At 39.7% G+C, this 20,964-nt stretch carries 16 protein-coding genes; 9 read left to right on the top strand and 7 right to left on the bottom strand.

Going from position 1 to position 20,964, the window contains the following annotated elements:
* Positions 1 to 62 precede the first annotated feature (62 nt).
* Positions 63 to 3,089 carry a TonB-dependent receptor domain-containing protein gene (locus H5163_RS04845; protein ID WP_145234753.1) on the bottom strand — a complete coding sequence of 1,009 codons (3,027 nt, stop codon included), beginning with the start codon at positions 3,087 to 3,089 and terminating at the stop codon, positions 63 to 65.
* A 571-nt stretch (positions 3,090 to 3,660) separates the two neighbouring features.
* Here H5163_RS04845 and H5163_RS04850 point away from each other — a divergent pair.
* Positions 3,661 to 5,802, top strand: a complete 2,142-nt coding sequence (locus H5163_RS04850) for a winged helix-turn-helix domain-containing protein (protein ID WP_182734535.1) — start codon at positions 3,661 to 3,663, stop codon at positions 5,800 to 5,802.
* A 7-nt stretch (positions 5,803 to 5,809) separates the two neighbouring features.
* On the opposite strand, the gene H5163_RS04855 is transcribed toward H5163_RS04850, so the two are convergent.
* A complete protein-coding gene (locus tag H5163_RS04855; RefSeq protein ID WP_145234757.1) occupies positions 5,810 to 6,139 on the bottom strand; it encodes a 5-carboxymethyl-2-hydroxymuconate Delta-isomerase in 330 nt (109 codons plus the stop codon).
* Between the two features lie 17 nt (positions 6,140 to 6,156).
* Positions 6,157 to 6,744 carry an outer membrane beta-barrel protein gene (locus tag H5163_RS04860; protein ID WP_182734536.1) on the bottom strand — a complete coding sequence of 196 codons (588 nt, stop codon included), beginning with the start codon at positions 6,742 to 6,744 and terminating at the stop codon, positions 6,157 to 6,159.
* 104 nt (positions 6,745 to 6,848) lie between these two features.
* Between H5163_RS04860 and H5163_RS04865 the strand changes: the two genes are divergently transcribed.
* The 7 genes from H5163_RS04865 (at position 6,849) to H5163_RS04895 (ending at position 13,000) form a co-directional block, all read left to right on the top strand.
* On the top strand, positions 6,849 to 7,319 hold the full coding sequence (locus tag H5163_RS04865; RefSeq protein WP_182717226.1) for a CreA family protein: 471 nt from the start codon (positions 6,849 to 6,851) through the stop codon (positions 7,317 to 7,319).
* Between the two features lie 15 nt (positions 7,320 to 7,334).
* Positions 7,335 to 8,117, top strand: coding sequence for a hypothetical protein (locus tag H5163_RS04870; RefSeq protein ID WP_145234763.1), 783 nt, complete (start codon positions 7,335 to 7,337; stop codon positions 8,115 to 8,117).
* Between the two features lie 2 nt (positions 8,118 to 8,119).
* Positions 8,120 to 8,743, top strand: coding sequence for a LysE family translocator (locus H5163_RS04875; protein WP_145234766.1), 624 nt, complete (start codon positions 8,120 to 8,122; stop codon positions 8,741 to 8,743).
* 34 nt (positions 8,744 to 8,777) lie between these two features.
* Positions 8,778 to 9,272 carry a gamma-glutamylcyclotransferase family protein gene (locus H5163_RS04880; RefSeq protein ID WP_145234768.1) on the top strand — a complete coding sequence of 165 codons (495 nt, stop codon included), beginning with the start codon at positions 8,778 to 8,780 and terminating at the stop codon, positions 9,270 to 9,272.
* 29 nt (positions 9,273 to 9,301) lie between these two features.
* A complete protein-coding gene (locus H5163_RS04885; protein WP_145234770.1) occupies positions 9,302 to 10,846 on the top strand; it encodes a serine hydrolase in 1,545 nt (514 codons plus the stop codon).
* Positions 10,847 to 10,918: 72 nt separating this feature from the next.
* Positions 10,919 to 11,842 (top strand): histone deacetylase family protein, encoded by a 924-nt coding sequence (locus H5163_RS04890; RefSeq protein WP_145234772.1) that lies wholly within the window; start codon positions 10,919 to 10,921, stop codon positions 11,840 to 11,842.
* Between the two features lie 78 nt (positions 11,843 to 11,920).
* A complete protein-coding gene (locus H5163_RS04895; RefSeq protein ID WP_182734537.1) occupies positions 11,921 to 13,000 on the top strand; it encodes a DKNYY domain-containing protein in 1,080 nt (359 codons plus the stop codon).
* A gap of 430 nt (positions 13,001 to 13,430) precedes the next feature.
* On the opposite strand, the gene hemB is transcribed toward H5163_RS04895, so the two are convergent.
* Both hemB and H5163_RS04905 read right to left on the bottom strand, forming a co-directional pair.
* Complete coding sequence (hemB, locus tag H5163_RS04900; protein ID WP_182734538.1) at positions 13,431 to 14,408, bottom strand: porphobilinogen synthase; 978 nt, start codon at positions 14,406 to 14,408, stop codon at positions 13,431 to 13,433.
* 254 nt (positions 14,409 to 14,662) lie between these two features.
* Entirely contained in the window at positions 14,663 to 14,959 is a 297-nt protein-coding gene (locus tag H5163_RS04905; protein ID WP_145234779.1) for a DUF4144 family protein, read from the bottom strand.
* 79 nt (positions 14,960 to 15,038) lie between these two features.
* Here H5163_RS04905 and H5163_RS04910 point away from each other — a divergent pair, with 79 nt between their 5' ends.
* A complete protein-coding gene (locus tag H5163_RS04910) occupies positions 15,039 to 17,555 on the top strand; it encodes an EAL domain-containing protein (protein WP_182734539.1) in 2,517 nt (838 codons plus the stop codon).
* Here the strand turns inward: H5163_RS04910 and H5163_RS04915 are convergent.
* Both H5163_RS04915 and H5163_RS04920 read right to left on the bottom strand, forming a co-directional pair.
* Entirely contained in the window at positions 17,534 to 18,343 is an 810-nt protein-coding gene (locus H5163_RS04915) for a DUF2797 domain-containing protein (protein ID WP_145234783.1), read from the bottom strand. The two genes, H5163_RS04910 and H5163_RS04915, sit on opposite strands and share 22 nt — an antisense overlap.
* A 67-nt stretch (positions 18,344 to 18,410) precedes the next feature.
* The gene (locus H5163_RS04920) at positions 18,411 to 20,930 is read right to left on the bottom strand and encodes an EAL domain-containing protein (protein WP_182734540.1); all 2,520 of its coding nucleotides are present in this window, start codon (positions 20,928 to 20,930) and stop codon (positions 18,411 to 18,413) included.
* Positions 20,931 to 20,964: the final 34 nt, after the last annotated feature.

Here is a 20,964-nt window from a genome sequence, read left to right on the forward strand (position 1 = left end):
AGTAGTTATAAAACTAACGAATCATTAACACTTCGTTAGCAATAAATTTTAGACGCTATCATTTAAAAACTATATTGCGCACCTAAGTACATATAACGACCAGTACCACCGCCATATCCACTGTAATAATTACCGTTGCCACTTGGGTAGAATGCGCCTTTATTATCAAATATATTATTAATTCCACCAAACACGCGTAAGTCGCTGTTTGAAGTTAAGGCCATAGTGTAAGAAGCTGATAAACTATGCTTTATATATGAGCCGTAGTCTTGATAAGCAAGAGGCTCTGGGTTGGAAATACAGTCTGCACTTGCAGCGGCACAGTTTTCATTGTTTTCTAACACGGCCGTTAGGTAATCTTTTTCATCTTGTTGATCGGCTTTAAAAGAGCCCAAGAAGTTGGTACGCCAACGAATACGCAAGTCATCCAAACTCCATGCAATTGACATCGCGGCTTTGTCTTTACTGCGACCATATCCAGCATAATGAGTAACTACGTTATTGCCATCTAAACCTTCATAGGTTTGTGAGTTTTCAATAACGTGATTGTAGTCAAGCTTTAAAGATACTTCGCCATAACTACCAATATCAAAATCATAAGTCGCGACTACATCATAACCACGGGCTGTCAGCTCATCTAAATTATATTCACGCTGTAGAATTTTGATAATGTTACCTTCGTTATTTCGGGTGATATCATTACAGAACTCATTATTGCTACCCCAAGCTGCTTCAGAATCGTAACATTCATTCATAATATTTTCGTTACTGATCTCATCAATCGCATCAATAATGGCAATATCGTAGTAATCGATGGCGAGATTAAAACCACGGAAAAACTCCGGTGATAGTGTTACACCAAAGGTATAGGTATCGGCCGTTTCTTCTTTAAGGTTAGGGTTACCTGTACCTGGAGAATAATTGTTATCTTCGCTGTCGAATTTAAAGTTAGGATCCTCAGCTAGCTGTTTAGCAAGAGTTGGCTCTAAACGACAATTATCATGACCTGGCTTAGTTGAGGTCGCCGTTAAGCCATCACAAATATCATCATATGAGTCGAAATCGCCACGCGGTGGAGACATCAATTCGGTAATCGTTGGAGCGCGCTGTGCGCGAGCATAATTTGCGCGTACCATGTAGCCATCAACTGGCTGCCATAGTAAACCTAGTTTATAGCTGGCTACAGTATTGACGTTTTCCATGCTGTAATTAGCTAAGCGTAACGAGGTTTCAGCGGATAAGCTTTTTGCAAGAGGGGCATCTTTTAGTAGTGGAATCGCCAATTCTGCAAAGGCTTCATAGACTTCAACTTCACCATAAAACGAAGGAACAACGTTAAACGTAATACCGCCAACTTTCATGTCCTCACTGGTATCTAAGCTTTGGCTATCTTTACGATATTCGCCACCAAATACCGCAGAAACACTCCCTGCTGGTAATTCAAATAAATCACCTGTGATGTAACCCATCACTGTATATTGCTGAATCTTTGTATCAATAATCGGGTTGCTACGAATCCAGTCGGCCATATCTGGAGTAATTGAACCTTCACCAAATAGATTGATTGGTACACAGCCTGCTGCACGGGCTGCTTCATCTATACATTGAATAGAGCCATCAGCAAGTTTCTCCGCTTGTAATGCTTGATTTAAATTTATTACATTCAGTTCATTATTACGGATTTGATGCTGTTTAAATTGCCCATATCCGGCTGATACATCCCAATCCCATTGGTGATTAAACATAGTACCTTGTAGGCCTGCCCATGTCCGGATAGTGGTACGGTCATTATCAGTACTGATATTACCGACTTCGCCAAAGCGACGATCCCAATAAATGCGGTCTTTGTATGGATTTGCGTCTAAGATTTGTTGTGGCACATACGGGTTATTAATTGGAATGTAGCCCGGTGCGATATCTGCGATTGGATCGCCTGTTACAGCATCATAACGCGGTACGAATGCACCCTCATATTCATCTTCAGGTGACTTACTGTTGAACGAGCCACTTTTACTATATTGCAGTTGGAAGTAACTCATGATGTCGTCGCTGATATCAAAATCGATTTTTACAGCTGTTGACAGGTTATCACTTGGTACATCCAGCATTACGTACTGATTTGAGTTAATACCGTATATTTCTTCATTGCCTTTCCAGTCATCACGCAGTGTTTGACCGTCATACCAAAATTGCGTTTCGTTGTTATTGTTTTCTAGAAAAACGCCGCCTAAGGTGCCATCACTTTTACTTACCCAATCAGCTTGAGTAATGTCACGCATACATTTAGAGCCACTTTCGGTCATCATTTGATTGCACATAAGAGTGTTATTATAGCTATGTGCGGCTTCTATTTTTGCACGATCGCGATCATAGTAACTAATGCCAAAATCGCGGTCCCAGTTAGCACTAAAAAACACATACCCTTTATTATTAGCAAATGAATCGCCGTAGTTTAAATCAAGAGTAAACTCTTTGCCGCCACCTTCAGTGGTTTGGCCACCACGAGCCTGAAAATCAAAGCCTTCTTTTTTTGATTGGGTAATTATATTGACGACCCCAGCGACTGCATCGGCTCCATAAGTTGCAGATGCGCCACCACTGATTATTTCAACACGTTCAACCATGCCACTTGGAATGGTATTTAAGCTTACATAGTTACCGCCGTAGCTATTTGACACTACACGGCGACCATCAATAAGAGTAAGGGTACGATTAGCGCCTAAGTCACGTAATTGAACGGTTGAAAGGCCAGTGCCAGAAATACTCGATTGACTTGTATTGTTGCCTATACTTTGGCTAAGTGCAGGCATGTTATCAACAAGAACATCAGATAAGTTACCTAAACCAGTGTCTTGAATCGCCGCGCGATCCATAGTCACTAGTGGTGTGGCAACAGAAAAACTATCACGCTTTAAGCGAGAGCCAGTCACCACTATTTTTTCAGGGGCTTCTTGTTTCTCTTCTTTTATCGTTGTTTTATTTGGCGTTAATTGATGTTCAATTTGTTTATCATTTGCAATTAATTGGCCTGAAAAGCTTGCTGTGATCGCCAGTGCTAATGCGCATTTTTTTGTTAATATACTGCTCACAGATTTCCCTTACATATTGAATCTTGATAAAACTAATGTATTAGTAATCTTTGAAGGGCAGTTCAAAGTACAGCAACTAATGCATTAGCGAATGGGTTTATACCCAAACCAGCTCAGATGTGAGTTTCAGTTAGAATTAAAAGCGATTTAGGCAATGCATTGATTGGCTCTATTGTTAAAATCAATAACGAAGTATAAATCCGCTTTTAAACCAACCCTTTGGGCGTTTCACAGACACTTACTCTCTTGTTAAAAGGGACTGTCATTGTTGCAAAGTAACGCCTTGATATTAAGCTCCTGTAAAACGCTGAATTCTGCATCTTGAGGTGATTTGGGTATATTCGTGAGTTGTTTTAAATAATCGTGAACAAAAACACAATGAAAGGTATCTCGTTTATATCCCTATTTTACATCTATTTTATATCTATTCCTTTATTATCATATGGTTGAGTTTATTCAATCGAATGGTTGGTAAATTGTAATTATGCTGTCTATCGCGTTATTTTGCTTTTTGTGCCAATAAAAGGTTAACCTTCTAGACTTCTAAATATAAGGTGTAAATACGTTATTTATGAAAACTAACCAGTCATTTTCCTTAGGGCAGTGCGAAGTTAATACAATTGAAAATAAGCTGTTATGTGGTGAGAGTGAATGTGTATTGCAACCTAAATTTGTCGAGTTGCTGTGTTTTCTTGTTATGCGTTATCCAGAACTTGTTACTCGTGAAGAGCTAATCGATGGTGTCTGGGATGGTAATCAATTTGTCGGTGAAAAAGCGCTGACCAATGCAATCTGGCATTTGCGTAAAACCTTTAAAGAACTAGACCCTGCTCATGCTTATATTGCTACAGTTCGCAAAACAGGCTATCGCTTGGCACAGCAACCAGTATTTTTAGATACTCAAAAGCTAAAATCAGAAGTAAAGCCGCAGTTAACGCAAATAAAAAAGAGTAAACAAGTACTTTTTAGTAGTGTTAAAATTGCAGTCATGGTGGCTACCGTTATGGTATGTCTTGCGTTTTTTTATTTTAAGCGGCAAATTCCGAGTCTTGAGCCGTTAAAGTTCACATCTTTATCTGAACATGTTGAAACCATTACCACGAGCCCAGGTCGGGAGTTATTTCCGGCAATTTCAAACGACAGCCATTTTATTGTTTATTCTTGGCGTCGCCCTGGACAGCAAGCAAACCTTTATCTTCGAGATTTATTTTCACCTGAACAAGCGGCTATAGCCTTAACTGAGAGCTCATTTCTTGAGGGACGTGCTGTATTTAGTCATGATTTAAATAATATATTTTATTATCGGCGAGATGAGCAAAGGCAGTGTGAAATAGTTAAACAAAATTTAACGACAGCAGTAACAAGGGTGTTGGCAACATGCGGTCAAGGCCGAAGCACCGATCTTGATATTAACGCCGCAGGTAATCAGCTGGTATTTATCAGTGATGATAAAAATGATCACGCACAAACACAGCTAAATATTGTTGATCTTCAATCAAGTGAGTTAGCAATAACACGAGTGCCTTGCTCTGGGAACTGTGATTTTAATGATGAATCAGTGGTATTTTCGCCGGATGGTAAACAGCTCGTGGTATCGCGAAATTTAGCCTCCGGCTACGAAGAGCTATTTTTAGTTGAAATTGCTACTGGCAATGCTAAGCAATTGACCTCGGGATTTGTTGATATTCGTGGTGTGGATTGGCACCCGAGTAAAGATTTGTTGGTTTTTTCTGGGGTTGATCAAGGTAAGCGGCATGGTTATTTTTATGAATTAGCAACTGGGCGCTTAGTTGATGCGCACATTGACGGATTAAGTTATCCAGAATACAGCCAAGACGGCAGTTTGTATTTTCACCAATGGGATATCGACTCTACGCTGATGCGAGTTGAAACAAATAATGTGGTGGCGAGCTCTCCATTTCCTGTTTTATCTACACATTTTAATACGCGTTTTCCTGATTACAGTGCTACTAAAAATAAATTGGTATTTGTGTCAAATGAATCAGGCACGACAGAGTTGTGGATTGCCAATAAGGATGGCACACAACGCAAGAAACTAACTCAGTTAAATGCCACTATTTATAGTCCTGTTTGGTCACCAGATGGACGTTATATAGCATTTGTCGTATCTAAAAATGAAGTGAATAGCCTTCGAATTTATGATTTTAATTCACAAAATAGCAGCCAAATAAATACAGGCCTTAATTATCATGGCAAACCAAGCTGGGCGCCGGATAGTAAGAGTATATTGACCTCAAATAATAATGAGTTATACCGGTTTAATCTCAAAGGCGATAATTTAGGTAAAGCGATTGAGCAATCAACAATGTATGCGTATGAGGATAAGCATGGAGCGTTAATTTTTGCAGATATTGCAGCCAAACAATTATGGATAAAACAGCCTGATAGTGGCCATGCGCAATTACTTGTTGAATCTATTAATTTGTCTAATCATTCATCTTGGTACTATGTTGAGGGAGCAACTCAGGCGTTATCAAGAGTATATTACTTCAATGTAGAACGGGACGATTACCGTTTGAGTTATTATGATTTTTCTACGCAAAGTCAGCATGATTTGATGCGTTTACCTGAGCGTGCATTTAGCCGCAGCTCAGGTTTGACCTATATCGAAAATATAGGCTGGTTAGTGTATACCTCGTATAAATCACCACAAATTGATATTAAGCGTATTAAAGCTGAATATTTACCCTAGAGGCTGTTTAACACTTTCGGTAAATTTCGTGTTCCATATCGTGAACGTTAACGCTTAAGCTGTCTGATTCTCGGCAGTATATTTTTAAACAGTCTAACAACTGCTCGCTGAGTTGTTGCTTTTGTTTAATCGTACGTCCTTGCATAATGTGTGCGCCAATATGGATAAAACCTTCCTTACCATCGCCCAATTGATAATGTGTATAGGCTATAGCGCGAGTTTTGATCGTTGCTAATTCAAACAAGCCACTGTTAAACGTTGCTTGATGAATTTTTTCAACCAATACCTGCGGTAATACCGGTAAATCTTCAGAATGTTCAATGATGATATGTGGCATGTTATCTATTTGCTCCCCTAAAAACGATATGTGAAACCTAAGCTGGTTTGAAACTGATTGAGTACATCACCATCAAAATGCCACAAGCATTGCTTGTTTTCGTCTGTTGGTAATGCACATGAAACGTTACTGGCATTATTGACGATCGTTGCAAGCCAGCGAGTTTCAAATAAGATGCGAGCTTGATCGCTAAATAAGTATTCTAAACCGCCATACAGGCCGCTGGCAAAGAAAGTATCAGAGCTGGCGAAGTTAGGACTTATGTAATTTGCACCAATTTGTGCGCCGACATAACTATTAATGTGGTTGCTTAAAGGGACTTCAACAGCACTTTGAAACATAAAATACTGCATTTCAACGTTTTTATCAGGGGAGGATTGAAAGTCACTTTCGGTGTTTGAAAAGTAAAAACCATAACGAGCTGAGTCAATTGTTCTATCAATACTAAAAGCAAGATGGTTACTATCTTTGAGCTCTATAGCTAAACCGTTTTTAGTTTCTAATGATTGATTAAAGCTTTTACCAGTATAAAGACTCAGTGAGTAACCAGCTAACGCACTCTGACTTACTAACAGTAAGCACAGTAAAACAAATACTTTTTTCATGGTGTCGTGCTCGTTGTTGTGATTAATTTAAGTTAGTATTGAAACATAGCTGAATATTAAATGTAAGCCACGAATCGTTTACCCCTACATGGAGCAAGTAATATATGAAACCTATAATGATAGGTGTATTGACAGGTTTATTGATCACCTTAGCGGGCTGCTCTGATGATGTTGCATCAGTTAGTTTGGGATTATTTACCACTAAAGATATTAAAGTTAACTCGCAACAAGACCCGTTAGTAAAAGGTGTAACCTGTCATATTAGCCATATCGAAGCAAACTTAGATTTTGCTGATCCGTCTGATATGTCTATTTCGTGTCGCCAAACAGGACCAATTACTGCCGACCAATTACAAGCGATTGACCGTAGTAAGTCGGGTGAGGTGGTATTTAAATCATCAAAAAGTATTTTATTTAAATCATTAAAAGTGCGTCGAATTTATGATGCGCAAACGCGAACTCTGTTATATCTGTCGTACTCAACTAAAGAGTCAACCGGCAGTCATCATCATGCGTTATCCACTGTGCCATTGTATAACACCCAAGCATGGGCATGGGCACAAGAGCAAGAATAAGCAAAAGAGCAAACTATGTTAGCGTTATTTAAAAGCAAACCTTTATTAGATGAACAAGAGCAGCAATGGCTGATTGATACTTTTGTGTGGGCGGTGGAAAATTTTGACAGCGATTATTTCATTAATAACTCGCAATTAGTTTTGCCAAACCACCAATGCTTTCCCGATGCGGTTTCAAGCATTGAAGAAATGGCCAGTAAAGTGTTTGAGCGAGTGGTTGGCTATGCGGGGCTGCAAGCTTGGCCAATTACGCTGGTGGCTCCACAGCAATTGCAGCCGCAAGTATTTCCTCATTTTGCTTTTAGTAATCAGTTACGTGGTGATAATAGCCAATTAATTGTGCCGCCAAGCCATACGGTTAATGTGTCATTTAATCCAAATCAAATTAATCAGCCACAAGATTTAGTGGCCAGCTTTGCCGGTACTTTAGCGACAATTATGATCCACCATGTGGGCGTGTTACCACCAGGCGGTAAAGAGTTTTTACCACAGGCCGCCGATGCCGTGGCATGTTTTTTAGGTTTTGGGGTAATGATGAGCAATACGGTATATCAGTTTAAAGGGGGCTGTGGCTCGTGTTACAACCCCTATGCGAACAGGCAAGCTGCACTTAGTGAACCGCAAACCTTATTTATGCATGCCCTTATTTGCCACTTTAAAGGCTATAAAGATTCTAAAAAGCATTTAAAGCCGCACTTACGCAGCCAATTCAAAAAGGCGCAAAAAGAAATAAAAGCCTTAGTTAATAGTACTGCTAATCCGTTGTTGTTAGCGCTTGATGATAAAAAAGCGGGGTAATCGTGGCTTATTTAGATGAGTTTTTATTGATTGCACTGGCGCACTTTTTTGCTGTAGCAAGCCCCGGCCCAGATTTTGCCATTGTGCTTAAACAAAGTGTTCAGCAGGGGCGTCGTAATGCATTGTGGACCAGCTTTGGGGTAGGCCTGGCTATTTTATTACATGTTAGTTATTGCTTACTCGGGGTTGCGGTTTTATTAACGCAATCACCAAACGTATTTATGGCATTAAAATATTTAGCGGGTGCATACTTGGCCTACATTGGTGTGCAAGCGCTTAGAAGTGCTAGACCGGCGCCAGCGCAGCAAGAAACTGTTTTTCAATCTCAAGGTGTTGAATCCAGTTGGATTGCATTTCGTCGCGGCTTTTTAACCAATGCGTTAAACCCAAAAGCCACGTTATTTTTTATGTCGTTGTTTACTTTAGTGATCAGCCAATCAACGCCATTAATTGTGCAAGCAGGCTATGGGCTGTATATGGCATTGGCAACGTGGGCGTGGTTTTCGTTTCTATCCTTGGTGCTATCAAAGCCTAGTGTTCGCGGTTTTTTTCAAAAAAGTGGCTATTGGTTTGACCGTGGTATTGGCGTGATTTTGATCGCTCTAGCAATAAGAATTGTAGTGTAAGTGTTGTTTTAACAGAAATCTGTAGTAGGTGAATATGGCTGTATATAATTTTTCGTTTGGTTCAAATATGTCGTCGAGTCGTTTGTTGGCGCGTTTACCAAACGCTACTCGTATTGGTACGGCAATACTAGCCGGTTACGAGTTAACCTTTGATATGGTAAGTACTGATGGCTCAGGAAAAGGCAATGTACGCCCATCAAATGATAAGAACGCGCAAGTATATGGCGTGGTATATCAACTCAATGACGCAGAAAAAACGATTTTAGACGCCATCGAAGGGCCTCGTTATGACTGCGTAGATATTCAAGTAACATTACTTGATGGGCAACAAGTAGCGGCGCATTGTTATATTGCCAACACCACTGATGCTCAGATACTGCCTTACGATTGGTATATGCAGCACGTTCATCGCGGTGCGCTTGAAGCTGGTGTGCCAAATGCGTACAGTGATGCCATAAAGTCTCGGCCAACCTGCCAAGATAGCGACAGTGCGCGTGCAGCCATTGAGTTTGCTGTACATCAAAAATAAAAACTAAAATGATAACTCCAAGGATTGTTATGAAATTAACTAAACTAGCGATTGCGGCCACCTTATTAGCAGGCTGTGCATTTAATAGCTACGCCGATATTGATACCAAGCACATTAATCAAGTGATTGAAAATTCAATGGCGCGCTTTGATGTGCCGGGTATGGCCGTGGCGATTGTTGAAAACGATAAGGTTATTTTTGCTAAAGGCTTTGGTGTTAGTAACTTAGATACAGGTAGTAAGGTGAATAAAGACACCTTATTTGGTATTGCATCAAATACTAAAGCATTTACGGTTGCGGCATTGGCAAAATTAGTTGATGAAGAAAAGCTCAGTTGGGATGACAAGGTAATTGATCACCTTCCTGAATTTCGTTTATACGACCCTTATGTAACCCGCGAAATGACGATCCGTGATTTATTAAGTCACCGTAGTGGTTTAGGGTTAGGCCAAGGGGATTTAATGATTTGGCCTGACACCGATAAATCAATCGAAGAAATTCTCGCAGGCCTTAAATATTTAAAACCAGCTAGTAGCTTTCGCAGCACATACGCTTATAACAACTTGATGTTTGTGACCGCTGGCGAGGTAGTCGCGCGGGTCTCAGGTATGAGCTGGAATGATTATATTGAAAAGAATATTCTCCAGCCTTTGCACATGGATAACTCACGCGCCGGTTTTTCGCGTATTCCAAAAAGTAATAAGAACTGGGCAACGGGTCATATTCCTATGGATGGTCAATTACATCCATTTTTCGTTAATTACTTAGAGGATTTTCGTGGTGCCGGCGCGATTGCATCCAGTGTGAATGATATGAGCCAATGGCTACGTACACAATTAGCCCATGGTAAAATGCCAAATGGCGAGCAGTTGTTTAGTGAAAAACAACAAGAGCAAATGTGGCATCCACATATTACCTCACTGGCGTCAAAAAGCGCTTATGAGGCTTATCATCAGCAATTTAGAGGTTATGGTTTAGGTTGGAGCATTGAAGACTACCACGGTATTAAAAAATTAGGCCATGGTGGTGGTATTTTAGGAATGGTATCGCAGGTGACGTTATTGCCTGAGAAAAACCTCGGGATTGTTATTTTATCTAATCAGCAAGCATTCGGTGCGCTCTCTGCTATTACTCATGAAGTGCTTGAAGACGCCCTTGAACTTGAAGATAAAGATTGGGTAGCAGAGTTGGCTAAAAAGCATTTTGAAGGTAAGCAAAAAGCGTATGCTAATGCTAAGCCGGACGCTCCTGCAGACTATCAACCACAGTTACCAAATATTAGCTACACCGGCACTTTGCATGATGATTGGTATGGTGATGTTATTATTGAAGAGCTGGACGGTAAGCTACGTATTGATTTCACGCATACTAAACGTTTAAAAGGGCAGCTTGAGCATTACACGGGCAACACATTTATCGTCAAGTGGGATGAAAAGCTACTCGAAGCTGATGCGTATATTAGCTTTGATATGAGCACTAAAAATCGTGTGAATGAAGCGACAATGCGTGCAGTATCAACAGCGGTGACTGATTTCAGTTTTGATTTTAGAAATCTTCATTTGCAAGCTAAATAGTAAACCAAAGTCGCAAAGCCACCAAAGGGTGGCTTTGTTATAGTTACAGTCGTTAACTCATTTGGAGCATTTATGCGTACTGCGATTATTTCTCATCCTTTTTGCCGTAAACACAAAATGATCGCGGATCATCCAGAGTGTCCTGAGCGCTTAGATGCTATTACCGATCGTCTTTTGGCCAGTGGCTTGGATATTGCCGTGCAGCAAAAGCAAGCGCCTAAAGCATTACGTGAGCATTACTTATTAGCCCATGATGAGGCCCTTGTATCGCTGGTGGAAAACACCCTCCCGGAACAAGGTTTAGTATCACTTGATGGCGACACTTGGTTATGCCCAGAGTCATTTTTGGCAATTGAGCGGGCGGTAGGGGCAGGGCTATTAGCCGTCGATGAAATATTAGCGGATAACCTCGATGCCGCATTTTGCTCCGTACGGCCACCGGGTCATCATGCAAACCGTACAACCTCTGCCGGCTTTTGTGTGTTTAATAACTTAGCAATTTCGGTGAAGTACGCGCAAAGTAAAGGGATTAAGCGCATTGCGATTGTCGATTTTGATGTTCACCACGGTAATGGCACGCAAGACATTTTTATCGATGATGACAATGTGTTGCTTTGCTCATTATTTCAGCATCCTTTTTACCCTAATACCGCCGTTGAAAATAACGATACATTGGTTAATTCACCGTTGCCCATAGCCAGCGATGGCAATGATTTAAAAACGTTGTATAACCAACAGTGGTTACCTAAATTAACAGAGTTTAAGCCAGAATTATTGTTTATCAGCGCAGGGTTTGATGCGCATTTTGAAGATGATATGGCAAGCCTCAAATTTGTTGAGGCTGATTATGCCTGGTTGACACAACAGCTGTGTGACATGGTAAAAAGTACTGGCTGTAAAGGGATTATCTCTTTTTTAGAAGGAGGATATAATTTATCTGCGCTAGGGCGAAGCGCTGTAGAACATATTAGAGTGTTTGCAGAAGCAGAAGAGTAGCTTTATTTTCATTCTACAATTAAGTAAAAATATTGGTTGTTGTATGATACCAATACAACTAATTAAACAAGGAAGATAATGTCTGTAGTAATTAATATCTTAGTCACGTTGGCACTGTGCTTTTGGGGAAGCATGATGATGATGTCGCCGATGATGTTCGGTGCCCCTGGCGCGACGAATAACAAGCAAGCGGTATTAACAGCCTTATTATTTTTAAGCTATCCGGTACCGTTATTTTTGTTGATTGGTTTATTTGGTGGTAGTTATTTTGGCATTAACAGTTACAAGATGGCACTGATAAGTGTCGTTGTTATCGGATTTTTATTTACGATATTTGGCTATACCAGTATGGTTAAGAATCTGCTTCAAGGTATTGCCAATGGTGGCTACTGTGTGGTCGAACAGCGTGTTTACTATAATGCTAAGTTAATGGAACACGCTGATGCTGAAAGCTTTATCAGTTACAGTCAAGCTGATTTAAATACCTATGATGCTCAACTGTACGCTAAAGATAAACAGCATCTTTACTACAGCGGTCAAACTGTGAGTGGTGTTTACCTTGAAAACTTACACGCTAAGATAATTGGTAGTGATCTTTATTGGCTTAACGATACGCAAGTGATTAAAGGCGAGCGTATTGTTGAGGGCGCAGATCCTAGCACTTATGCAGCATATGATTATTATAGTTTTTGGAATATCTCAGGGCATGAGGGAAATCAGGTCATTTACCATCACGATGAACCCATGCATAACATAGATGCGCAGTCATTTGTCCCTATTGATGATAGTTATGGGAAAGACGGGCAACATATCTTTTATCAAGGTCTCGCTATTTTAGCGGATGTTGATATTGATACCGCCAGTTTTTCACGATTAGATGAAAATTTTGCCAGCGATAATCAGTATATTTTTTACTTAAATGGGGAAGATAGCCATATATTGATAGGCGCTGAACCTGCTAATTTTGAGTTGTTTGAGCGCAACTACTACAGAAGTGGTGAGATTGTTTATTACGTTACACAATATGAGTCAGCAAAGCCGATGCCACAGATACATGCAGCCAGCTTTACGGTCACTCAATATGATGAACAAACGAATTCGGATGCTTACGATAAAAATAATTACTATCTTCGTGGTGAGGTTGTTGTAACGCGCTAAGGCGTTGCGATAAACGAGGTAATTTGCTGTTGAAAATGATTAAACAGAAGGAAGTTTATTCATACTCTCGGGTAACTTGCCTACGTTGGTTTGCGTTGCATCAACTTGGTTTATATCGATAAAGTCAAGTTGCCCATTTGCTATGATCTGCTTACCATTACTCAGTTTTAATGGTGTACTTCCTTGATTCTGCAAAGTTGTGGTGATTATTGACTCTTTTTATCGGTTATCTATGAGCAATATTTGTAAAAACACAGCAAACATTACTTATCCTCACTCTATAAAACAAGACAAATTATGATTTACGAGATCAAGTTTTGTTTTTTAATTTTTGCGCATGTAACACGTTAAGATATTTACGTAGGTTTAAACTAAGCCAATATAGGGTTAGCGTGTTCTAAAATGTTACATGCCCTAAAAATTACCACGGTTATTCTTTTAACCACTGTGCAACTTGTTTTGTATAATAACTCACTATTAAATCAGCGCCTGCACGTTTGAAGCCGGTCAGTGTTTCAAATACCACTTTCTTTTCATCAAGGGCACCTGCTAATGCTGCAAATTTAATAGCGGCATACTCACCACCAACTTGGTAGGCAGCTAAAGGTAAGTTTGTTTTCTCTCTCAAGCTGCTAAGGACATCAAGATAGGGCGTGCCTGGTTTCACCATTAGAATATCAGCGCCTTCTTGTTCATCAAGAAGGGCTTCTTGAAGCGCTTGACGAATATTTGCGTAATCCATTTGATAGCCTTTGCGATCACCACTTAATTCACAATCAACAGCAGCTCTAAATGGACCATAGAAAGATGAAGCAAATTTAATGGCGTGAGCTAAAATGGCAACATGTTCAAACCCTGCATTGTCAAGGCCTGCTCGAATAGCTTTAACTTGACCATCCATCATCGCAGATGGGGCTAGCATATCGGCACCTGCTTTTGCTGCGCATACACTCTGCTTTACAAGGTTAGCAACAGTTTGGTCGTTACAAACTTGATTATCTTCAACAATGCCACAGTGTCCATGATCTGTATATTCACAAAAACAAATGTCGGGTATTACCATCATCTCGGGGCATGTTTGTTTGATTGTTTTAATCATACGTGCCAGTAAACCATCATCGTGCCATGTATCACTGCCAACACTGTCTTTATGATGCGATATGCCAAAAGGCATAACATACTGAATTCCTAATCTATGCAGTTCAGTAATCTCTTGGGCTAATGCATGTTCAGGAATGCGCTGTATACCAGGCATAGTGGATATTTCTAGACTTTCAGTTAACGACTCTTCGATAAAAATAGGATGGATAAGATCGCCAATATTAAAATCAAATTCGCGTACTAGCTGTCGCATTGCGTCACTGTGGCGAAGCCTGCGCATGCGTCTTGATAAATTAGGTGTACTCATTGCTATCTGCCTTACTGAGCTGAGTATAACGAGATGTTTATAATATCATTTTTATCACTGTAAACGATATGCGTTAAATCAATATTAAAGGCGTGTTCATGGTAGTAACCTTTTTCTTTATTTGTAATAAATAAACTGTAAATACTAGGTTACCGGTGTAGAAGTCGCTAGTGGGGTTTGCTGTTCTTTATTGTTATCGCTGCCACCACACGCGACTAAACTCATGGATAAAACGGCTGATGCAACTAAACGTGCTATTTTATTCCTAATAGATCAAATGCTTGTGGAGCTGTTAGGCTCGTTATTTTAGTTAAGCAGCAGTGTCCTTCTTGTGCTAAGTGCTGCGTTACTCTGCGAGCTAACTCTATGTTAGTCAGCGGTGTTGCAAGGTTAAATGCTAAATCAAAATATTCGCCTTGTTTATTCAATATCACACAGTGTTGCTGTTGTTCAGCGGTTAAACTGTGTAGATAGTCATTTAAATCTCGTTGTTCATTAATAATTTCTAGCTCGTTGTCACTACATATCAAGTAAGGGAAGTAAGTATGCATGCATTTATTGTCCTGTATCAAATAGCGCGAGCAATATAATAATATAATTATAGTTCGTATTATACTAAGGACGAATATTATGAAACAAACTCGCCACCCTCAACAGGTATCAGATATTTTTTCTAGGAAATTAGTATGTTGTTCCACCGATACCTCTTTAGTTGATGCTGTACGGTTGATGCAGGTTCATAATATAAGCGCAATTTTTGTAAAACGACAGCAAGCAATCGTTGGTATTTGGACAGAAGCCGATTGCATTAAACTAGACTTTACTGACAGCAACCTTAAACATATTGAAATTCAAAGCGTAATGAGCAGTCCGGTATTGAAAATCTCCTGTCAGCAATTATTGTGTGATGCCGCGCTTATTTTTTATCAACACAATGTTCGCCATTTATTAGTTATTGATAACAATGATCTACCATGCGGCGTTATTAGTATCAGTGATATTGTACGTAATCAAGGGCTTGATCACTATTTACAATTTAGACCAATCAAAGAGCAATATCATAAAAATGTGTTAGTGGTACCTAGTTATTTGATGCTCAGTGAAGGCGTTGAAATGATGCGCGAGCGAACCGCCCAAGTTATTTTAGTGTATAACCAGCAGCAAGACGAACATGGCATTATCACCCAGCGAGATTTACTGCATTTGATCGTCGAACCCGATAGTAATGCGTCATGTTGGAGTTTTGCAAGTTGGCCCTTGTATCGGGTAAGCTCAAAAAGCAGTTTATTCGATGCGTATCGATTAATGTCTACCAACAATGTGCGTCATTTAGTGGTCACTGATGATTTGGAGATTAAGGGAGTGCTCGCCATTGAGCATCTTGTTAATGAAATAGAAAGCGCCTATTACAGTGAGCTTGAAAAAGTACTTGAACAACGTGATATAGACCTTCAGCATTCACAGCGTAATTTGTATCTCGCGAATAAAATAATCGATGCCTCGCTAGATGGTATTATGATCACCCAACAAAATGGTGTGATCATGCAGGTTAATCCTGCTTTTACCGCGCTTACCGGCTATCAAGAATATGAAGTGGTCGGCAAACACCCTAGAATTCTAAGCTCCGGAAAGCACGGTAAAAATTTCTACGTAAAAATGTGGCAATCAATTACCCAAACTGGTGTGTGGCAAGGGGAAATATGCAATCGTAAAAAAAATGGTGATTTGTATGTTGAATGGCTAACTATTATTGCTATCCGCGAGCCAAATGATGATGAGCTAGTGTATGCGGCGATTTTTAGCGATATCACTGAACGTAAAACTGCAGAAGACAAAATTGTTCAGTTAGCTTATTTTGATGAGCTAACAGGCTTACCTAATAGACGCTTATTTAATGACAGATTAACCATGGCATTAGCTGCTGCACATCGAAATAACGACATGTTAGCAGTGATGTTTATTGACCTAGATCGGTTTAAAGAAATCAATGATAGCTTAGGGCATAGTGCGGGGGATGAGTTATTAAAAATGGTGGCAATACGGCTGCAAAACGTATTGTGTGAAGGTGATACTTTAGCGCGATTAGGTGGCGACGAATTTGTGGTGCTATGCGAGATTGATGATATTAGCGCAGTGATTAGTTTAGCCGATCAAATTTTAAATAACTTAAACACTCCTTTTCAGCTCGAAGGGCTTGAGGTAGGCGCGACGGCATCAATCGGTGCTGCGGTCTATCCTGATGATGGTCTCGATAGTGAAACTTTACTAAAACACGCTGATATTGCCATGTATCGCTCTAAAGAAGTGGGTAGAAACTCATTTCAGTTATTTAAGCCATCGATGAATGCACGCTCTTTAGAGCGCTTTGCGATGATGAGCCGGTTTCAATATGCGCTCGAAAATGATGAGTTTGAACTGTATTTTCAGCCTAAACAGTGTTTAAGAAGTAAAGCTATCAAAGGTGTTGAAGCACTCTTACGTTGGCAAGATCCCGCGCTTGGCATAATATCGCCTGCACAGTTTATCCCATTGGCGGAAGAACTAGGTCTAATTGTAAAGCTGGATCTCTGGGTGCTCAATAACGCTGGCATGCAATTGGCGTTATGGCAACAACAAGGAATAACGGCTGGTCGGTTGGCAATTAATATCTCAGCTTGCCATCTTAGTCAGGGGAGTTTATCAAGTAGCGTTGAGAAAATGCTCCAGCGCTATAATTTATCGGGAAATTGTCTTGAAATAGAGTTAACAGAAAGTAGTTTTATTAGCTCATTTAGTCAGGCGAAAAGAGAATTGTGGCAACTTAAAAAAATGGGCGTACAGATTGCGCTAGATGATTTTGGTACCGGCTATTCGGCACTGAGTTACCTTACAAAATTACCCATAGATACACTAAAAATAGATGCCAGCTTTATTGCTAAAGTACCCGATGAATACGGTAATAGTGAGATTGTTGCCACGATAGTGGCAATGGCGAATAGTCTTAATTTAAAAGTTATCGCTGAAGGGGTTGAAAAGCTTGCTCAGTATAGTTACTTATTGGAGCTAGGCTGCGATGTGATCCAAGGCTATTACTATTGCCGCCCGTTAACGCAGCGGCAATGGTTAGAGTTTTATCAGCTGCAAAATCAACCTACGGTGATATCGTAAGAGGTAAATTTACGAATGTTGATAACGCCAGTATCAAAGATCAAGTACTGGCCTTTAATACCGTTTAAAATACCACTCACAACTGGCTCTTTATCAAAATTAAAAGAGCTAATTTTAGTTGGGTAGGCGGTAACAGGGAACTCTAAATCAACCACTTCTTCATCAAGTTGTTCTATCGCAGTAGCACCAAAGAGCTCTGCAAGCTCATTTAGTTTATCGGCAATTTGTGGAATAAGTTCTGCCGCAGCAGCTTTTAAATCAAGGACATCGCTTTGTCCTTTGAGCATATTACGCCAATTGGTTTTATCGGCAATAAATTGTGCTAAGGCAACTTCAACTAATCCAGATTGTAAGCGCGTTTGTACTTTGAATATTGGCAGTGCTTGCGTTGCACCTTGGTCAATCCAGCGGGTTGGAATTTGTGTATGACGGGTGATCCCCACTTTCAGCCCTGACGTGTTCGCAAGATAGACATAATGTGGGATCATACAGTTTTCTTCGCCCCACTGTGGTTCACGGCAAGTACCTTGGTCAAAGTGACATGTTTCAGGTTTCATAATACACATATCGCAGCTAGCAAGCTTACGCATACATACAAAACAATGACCTTGCGAGTAACTTTTTTTGGTTTTTTTACCGCAGCTAGAACATACAATAGCGCCATTAAAAGTCAGTGTAAGCTGCTTGCCAATATAGGCATTAAGATCGACCAACTCATCACCCACAGGCAAATGATACTGAATCGGTTGTGTTAGCGATGATTTTAATTTTTTGATAGTGCCTTGCATCTTTACGCCCCTAAAGATGTGAAAAAGAGGATTCTATCAGTAATCCTTAAACATGTGGCAATTTTACTTAATTCGCTTGTTTATTTTCAGCTAACCACAACAAATAGTCATCCACAGCGATGGCTTTGGAGTAATAGTACCCTTGCCCGTAGTCTGCCTCCATGGCCTTTAAAAGTTGTTGTGTTGTTACATCTTCAACTCCCTCGGCAGTGACTTTTAAACCTAGGCTATGAGCCATTTCTATCGCAGCCTTAACAATTACTCTATTAGCACTGTGAGTAGGGAGACCTATAATAAATGATTTATCTATTTTTAAGGTTGAAAAGTTGTAGCTAACAAAACAATTTAGTGACGAATAGCCAGTACCAAAATCATCTAAAATCACTTCAATACCAAGGCGGGTTAATTGTTCAACTAAGTGAATCATTTGCTGTTGGTTTGCAATTAAAGCTGACTCAGTAAGTTCAAACTTAAGTTGTTTGGCAGGAACATTGTGTTTGAGTAAGGTGTTTTCAATTTTTTCAATTAAATTATGGATCATTAAGTTTTTAGCACTTAAATTAACGCTTACTTTATGCTTAAAAAAACCTGCGAGATTAAACTTAGCGATATCTTGGCAGGCTTGCTCTAGCACCCACAGTGTGAGTTTATTGATAAGACCAGTACGTTCGGCTAATAGGATTAAAGCCTCTATATTGATTTGCTCATAAGGTGCATTAGGCCAGCGCAATAAGGCTTCACTGCCAATCGTTTGGCCGGTGCGTAAATCTATTTGCGGCTGATGATAAATAGTTAACTGGTTCGTTTTTAAGGCATTTTGAAATGCAGCCGCTAAGCTAATGTTCATAGTGACAGGTATTAATTTTGACTGATTATTTGGATAGCTTGTTTGTGGCGCTTCGGTTAGTGAAAAATAGCCATTTTGCAACCATGTATCAAAGCCACTTTCACCGTCGAGAATACAATATCCCATTGCGTAGCTTAATTGTAAATCAAACCCTTGCACCGGATGATGTTTAGGTAAGCTTTTACGAATTTTGGTTAACTTATCATGCAGTGATTGTGCACTTTGAGTTTTAATTGAAATGAATGCCAGCACACCGTTGCTCAAATCGGCTATCCGCGGACAGGTATCTAGATTGCTCTCTAAATTGATAAATTCACGCTCTTTACTCAGTTGCAGCTCAAGAGATTTAGCAATAGCAACAACAAGTTGACTACTTTGAGTTTGATTTAAAATATGACTGAGTGAATGAAAATCAGTAATTCTAATTAAGCATAAGCTTGCTCTGCGCTGCTTGAGTTGTAAACTCATATAGGCTTGTTTTAGCATGGCACTATTTAATAGTTTGGTTTGCTCTGTATGAGTGGCGTGATACAGCGCCTTTTCTCGTTGATAGCGCACTCTATCCGCAAGTGCCATAGCCATTAATACCACCTCACATAGTATTGCAACTAAAAATGCGTGGCGTATAGCAAAGCTATAAGGTAATACGCCAGTTAATTCAAGCGGTTGAATGGCTGCACCAATAATAAGAGGTATCCATGAAACAACATAGAACTTAGCCCATCGGAAGCCACTACGTAATTTTCTGTAAATCATAATAATACAGACGATGTACAACAATACCAACACAGCAAAAAATATCGGTGCAGCAATATTTTCAGCTATGAAAAAACAACTTATACCTAGACAAAACATTAAAAGCATTAAATATATACTGAGTTTATAACGCCAGCATTGCTCTTTATGGTAACGCAAAAACATAGTGCAGAATGCTAAGGTAAATAAAGCAATTGCATAGTTGCTAACAACAATATATTTTTGAAAAAATAGCTGCCAACTTAGTGGCCAAAGATAAAAACCAAAACCAAGTACACCCCCCATTAAAATGATGGCACTAATAATGTAACCAATATAGATTAAGTACACGCGATCTTTAATACCAAAAAACAGCACTAAGTTATAAAGTGCCGCCATAATAAGTACACCCACAAATATTCCCCAAATAGCGGTTTGTGAGCGGGTTAAATCCTGAAACTCTGCTTCGCCATATAAATTGACAGGGGTTTTACTTATGCCGGTTGTATCAACTTTCAGTAGTAGCTTTTGTTTACTCTGCGCAGTAATTGTTAGCCGAATATGCGGCACGCTGTATTGAAAAAGAGAGAGTTCAGATTCCAAATCACCAAGTCGAGTGGTCGTTATAATATTATTGTGACTATCTAGGTGATAGACAGTTAAATGATCAACCATTGGATTATCAAAATGAGCGACAATTTTTTCATTTTGTTGGCTACGATTATCTAGATCTACTAGTAACCAGTAATTACGTGGCGTGAAGTTCCAATCGATATGCTCAAAAGGTTTTGCTGTAAAGCTATTTAGGTTGTCTAAAATCTGCTGAGTATGCAGATTTTTTGTATCATCAATGAGATAACTTTGGGATAAATATATGGGAGTTGTTTTGTCGATTGTATATCTAGTGGGCGTGACTAAATGACTTGCGAAATTAGCAATTACATAGAACAAGAAAAGTAGTATTAAAACGGCAATAAAGCGATAGCGAAGATGGTTATTTTTCAATTGTCAGCGTTCTTTTTTTAGTCCTTGAAATTAG

It is taken from the genome of Pseudoalteromonas sp. SG44-8 (assembly GCF_014164125.1).
Classification (GTDB): domain Bacteria; phylum Pseudomonadota; class Gammaproteobacteria; order Enterobacterales; family Alteromonadaceae; genus Pseudoalteromonas; species Pseudoalteromonas rhizosphaerae.

Excerpts from the sequence above, each read along its gene's own strand:
- H5163_RS04885 (WP_145234770.1), top strand. The coding sequence starts at position 9,302 with ATGAAATTAACTAAACTAGCGATTGCGGCCACCTTATTAGCAGGCTGT.
- H5163_RS04860 (WP_182734536.1), bottom strand. The coding sequence starts at position 6,744 with ATGAAAAAAGTATTTGTTTTACTGTGCTTACTGTTAGTAAGTCAGAGT.
- H5163_RS04855 (WP_145234757.1), bottom strand. The coding sequence starts at position 6,139 with ATGCCACATATCATCATTGAACATTCTGAAGATTTACCGGTATTACCG.
- H5163_RS04850 (WP_182734535.1), top strand. The coding sequence starts at position 3,661 with ATGAAAACTAACCAGTCATTTTCCTTAGGGCAGTGCGAAGTTAATACA.
- H5163_RS04865 (WP_182717226.1), top strand. The coding sequence starts at position 6,849 with ATGAAACCTATAATGATAGGTGTATTGACAGGTTTATTGATCACCTTA.
- hemB (WP_182734538.1), bottom strand. The coding sequence starts at position 14,408 with ATGAGTACACCTAATTTATCAAGACGCATGCGCAGGCTTCGCCACAGT.
- H5163_RS04910 (WP_182734539.1), top strand. The coding sequence starts at position 15,039 with ATGAAACAAACTCGCCACCCTCAACAGGTATCAGATATTTTTTCTAGG.
- H5163_RS04890 (WP_145234772.1), top strand. The coding sequence starts at position 10,919 with ATGCGTACTGCGATTATTTCTCATCCTTTTTGCCGTAAACACAAAATG.
- H5163_RS04895 (WP_182734537.1), top strand. The coding sequence starts at position 11,921 with ATGTCTGTAGTAATTAATATCTTAGTCACGTTGGCACTGTGCTTTTGG.
- H5163_RS04880 (WP_145234768.1), top strand. The coding sequence starts at position 8,778 with ATGGCTGTATATAATTTTTCGTTTGGTTCAAATATGTCGTCGAGTCGT.
- H5163_RS04905 (WP_145234779.1), bottom strand. The coding sequence starts at position 14,959 with ATGCATACTTACTTCCCTTACTTGATATGTAGTGACAACGAGCTAGAA.
- H5163_RS04870 (WP_145234763.1), top strand. The coding sequence starts at position 7,335 with ATGTTAGCGTTATTTAAAAGCAAACCTTTATTAGATGAACAAGAGCAG.
- H5163_RS04915 (WP_145234783.1), bottom strand. The coding sequence starts at position 18,343 with ATGCAAGGCACTATCAAAAAATTAAAATCATCGCTAACACAACCGATT.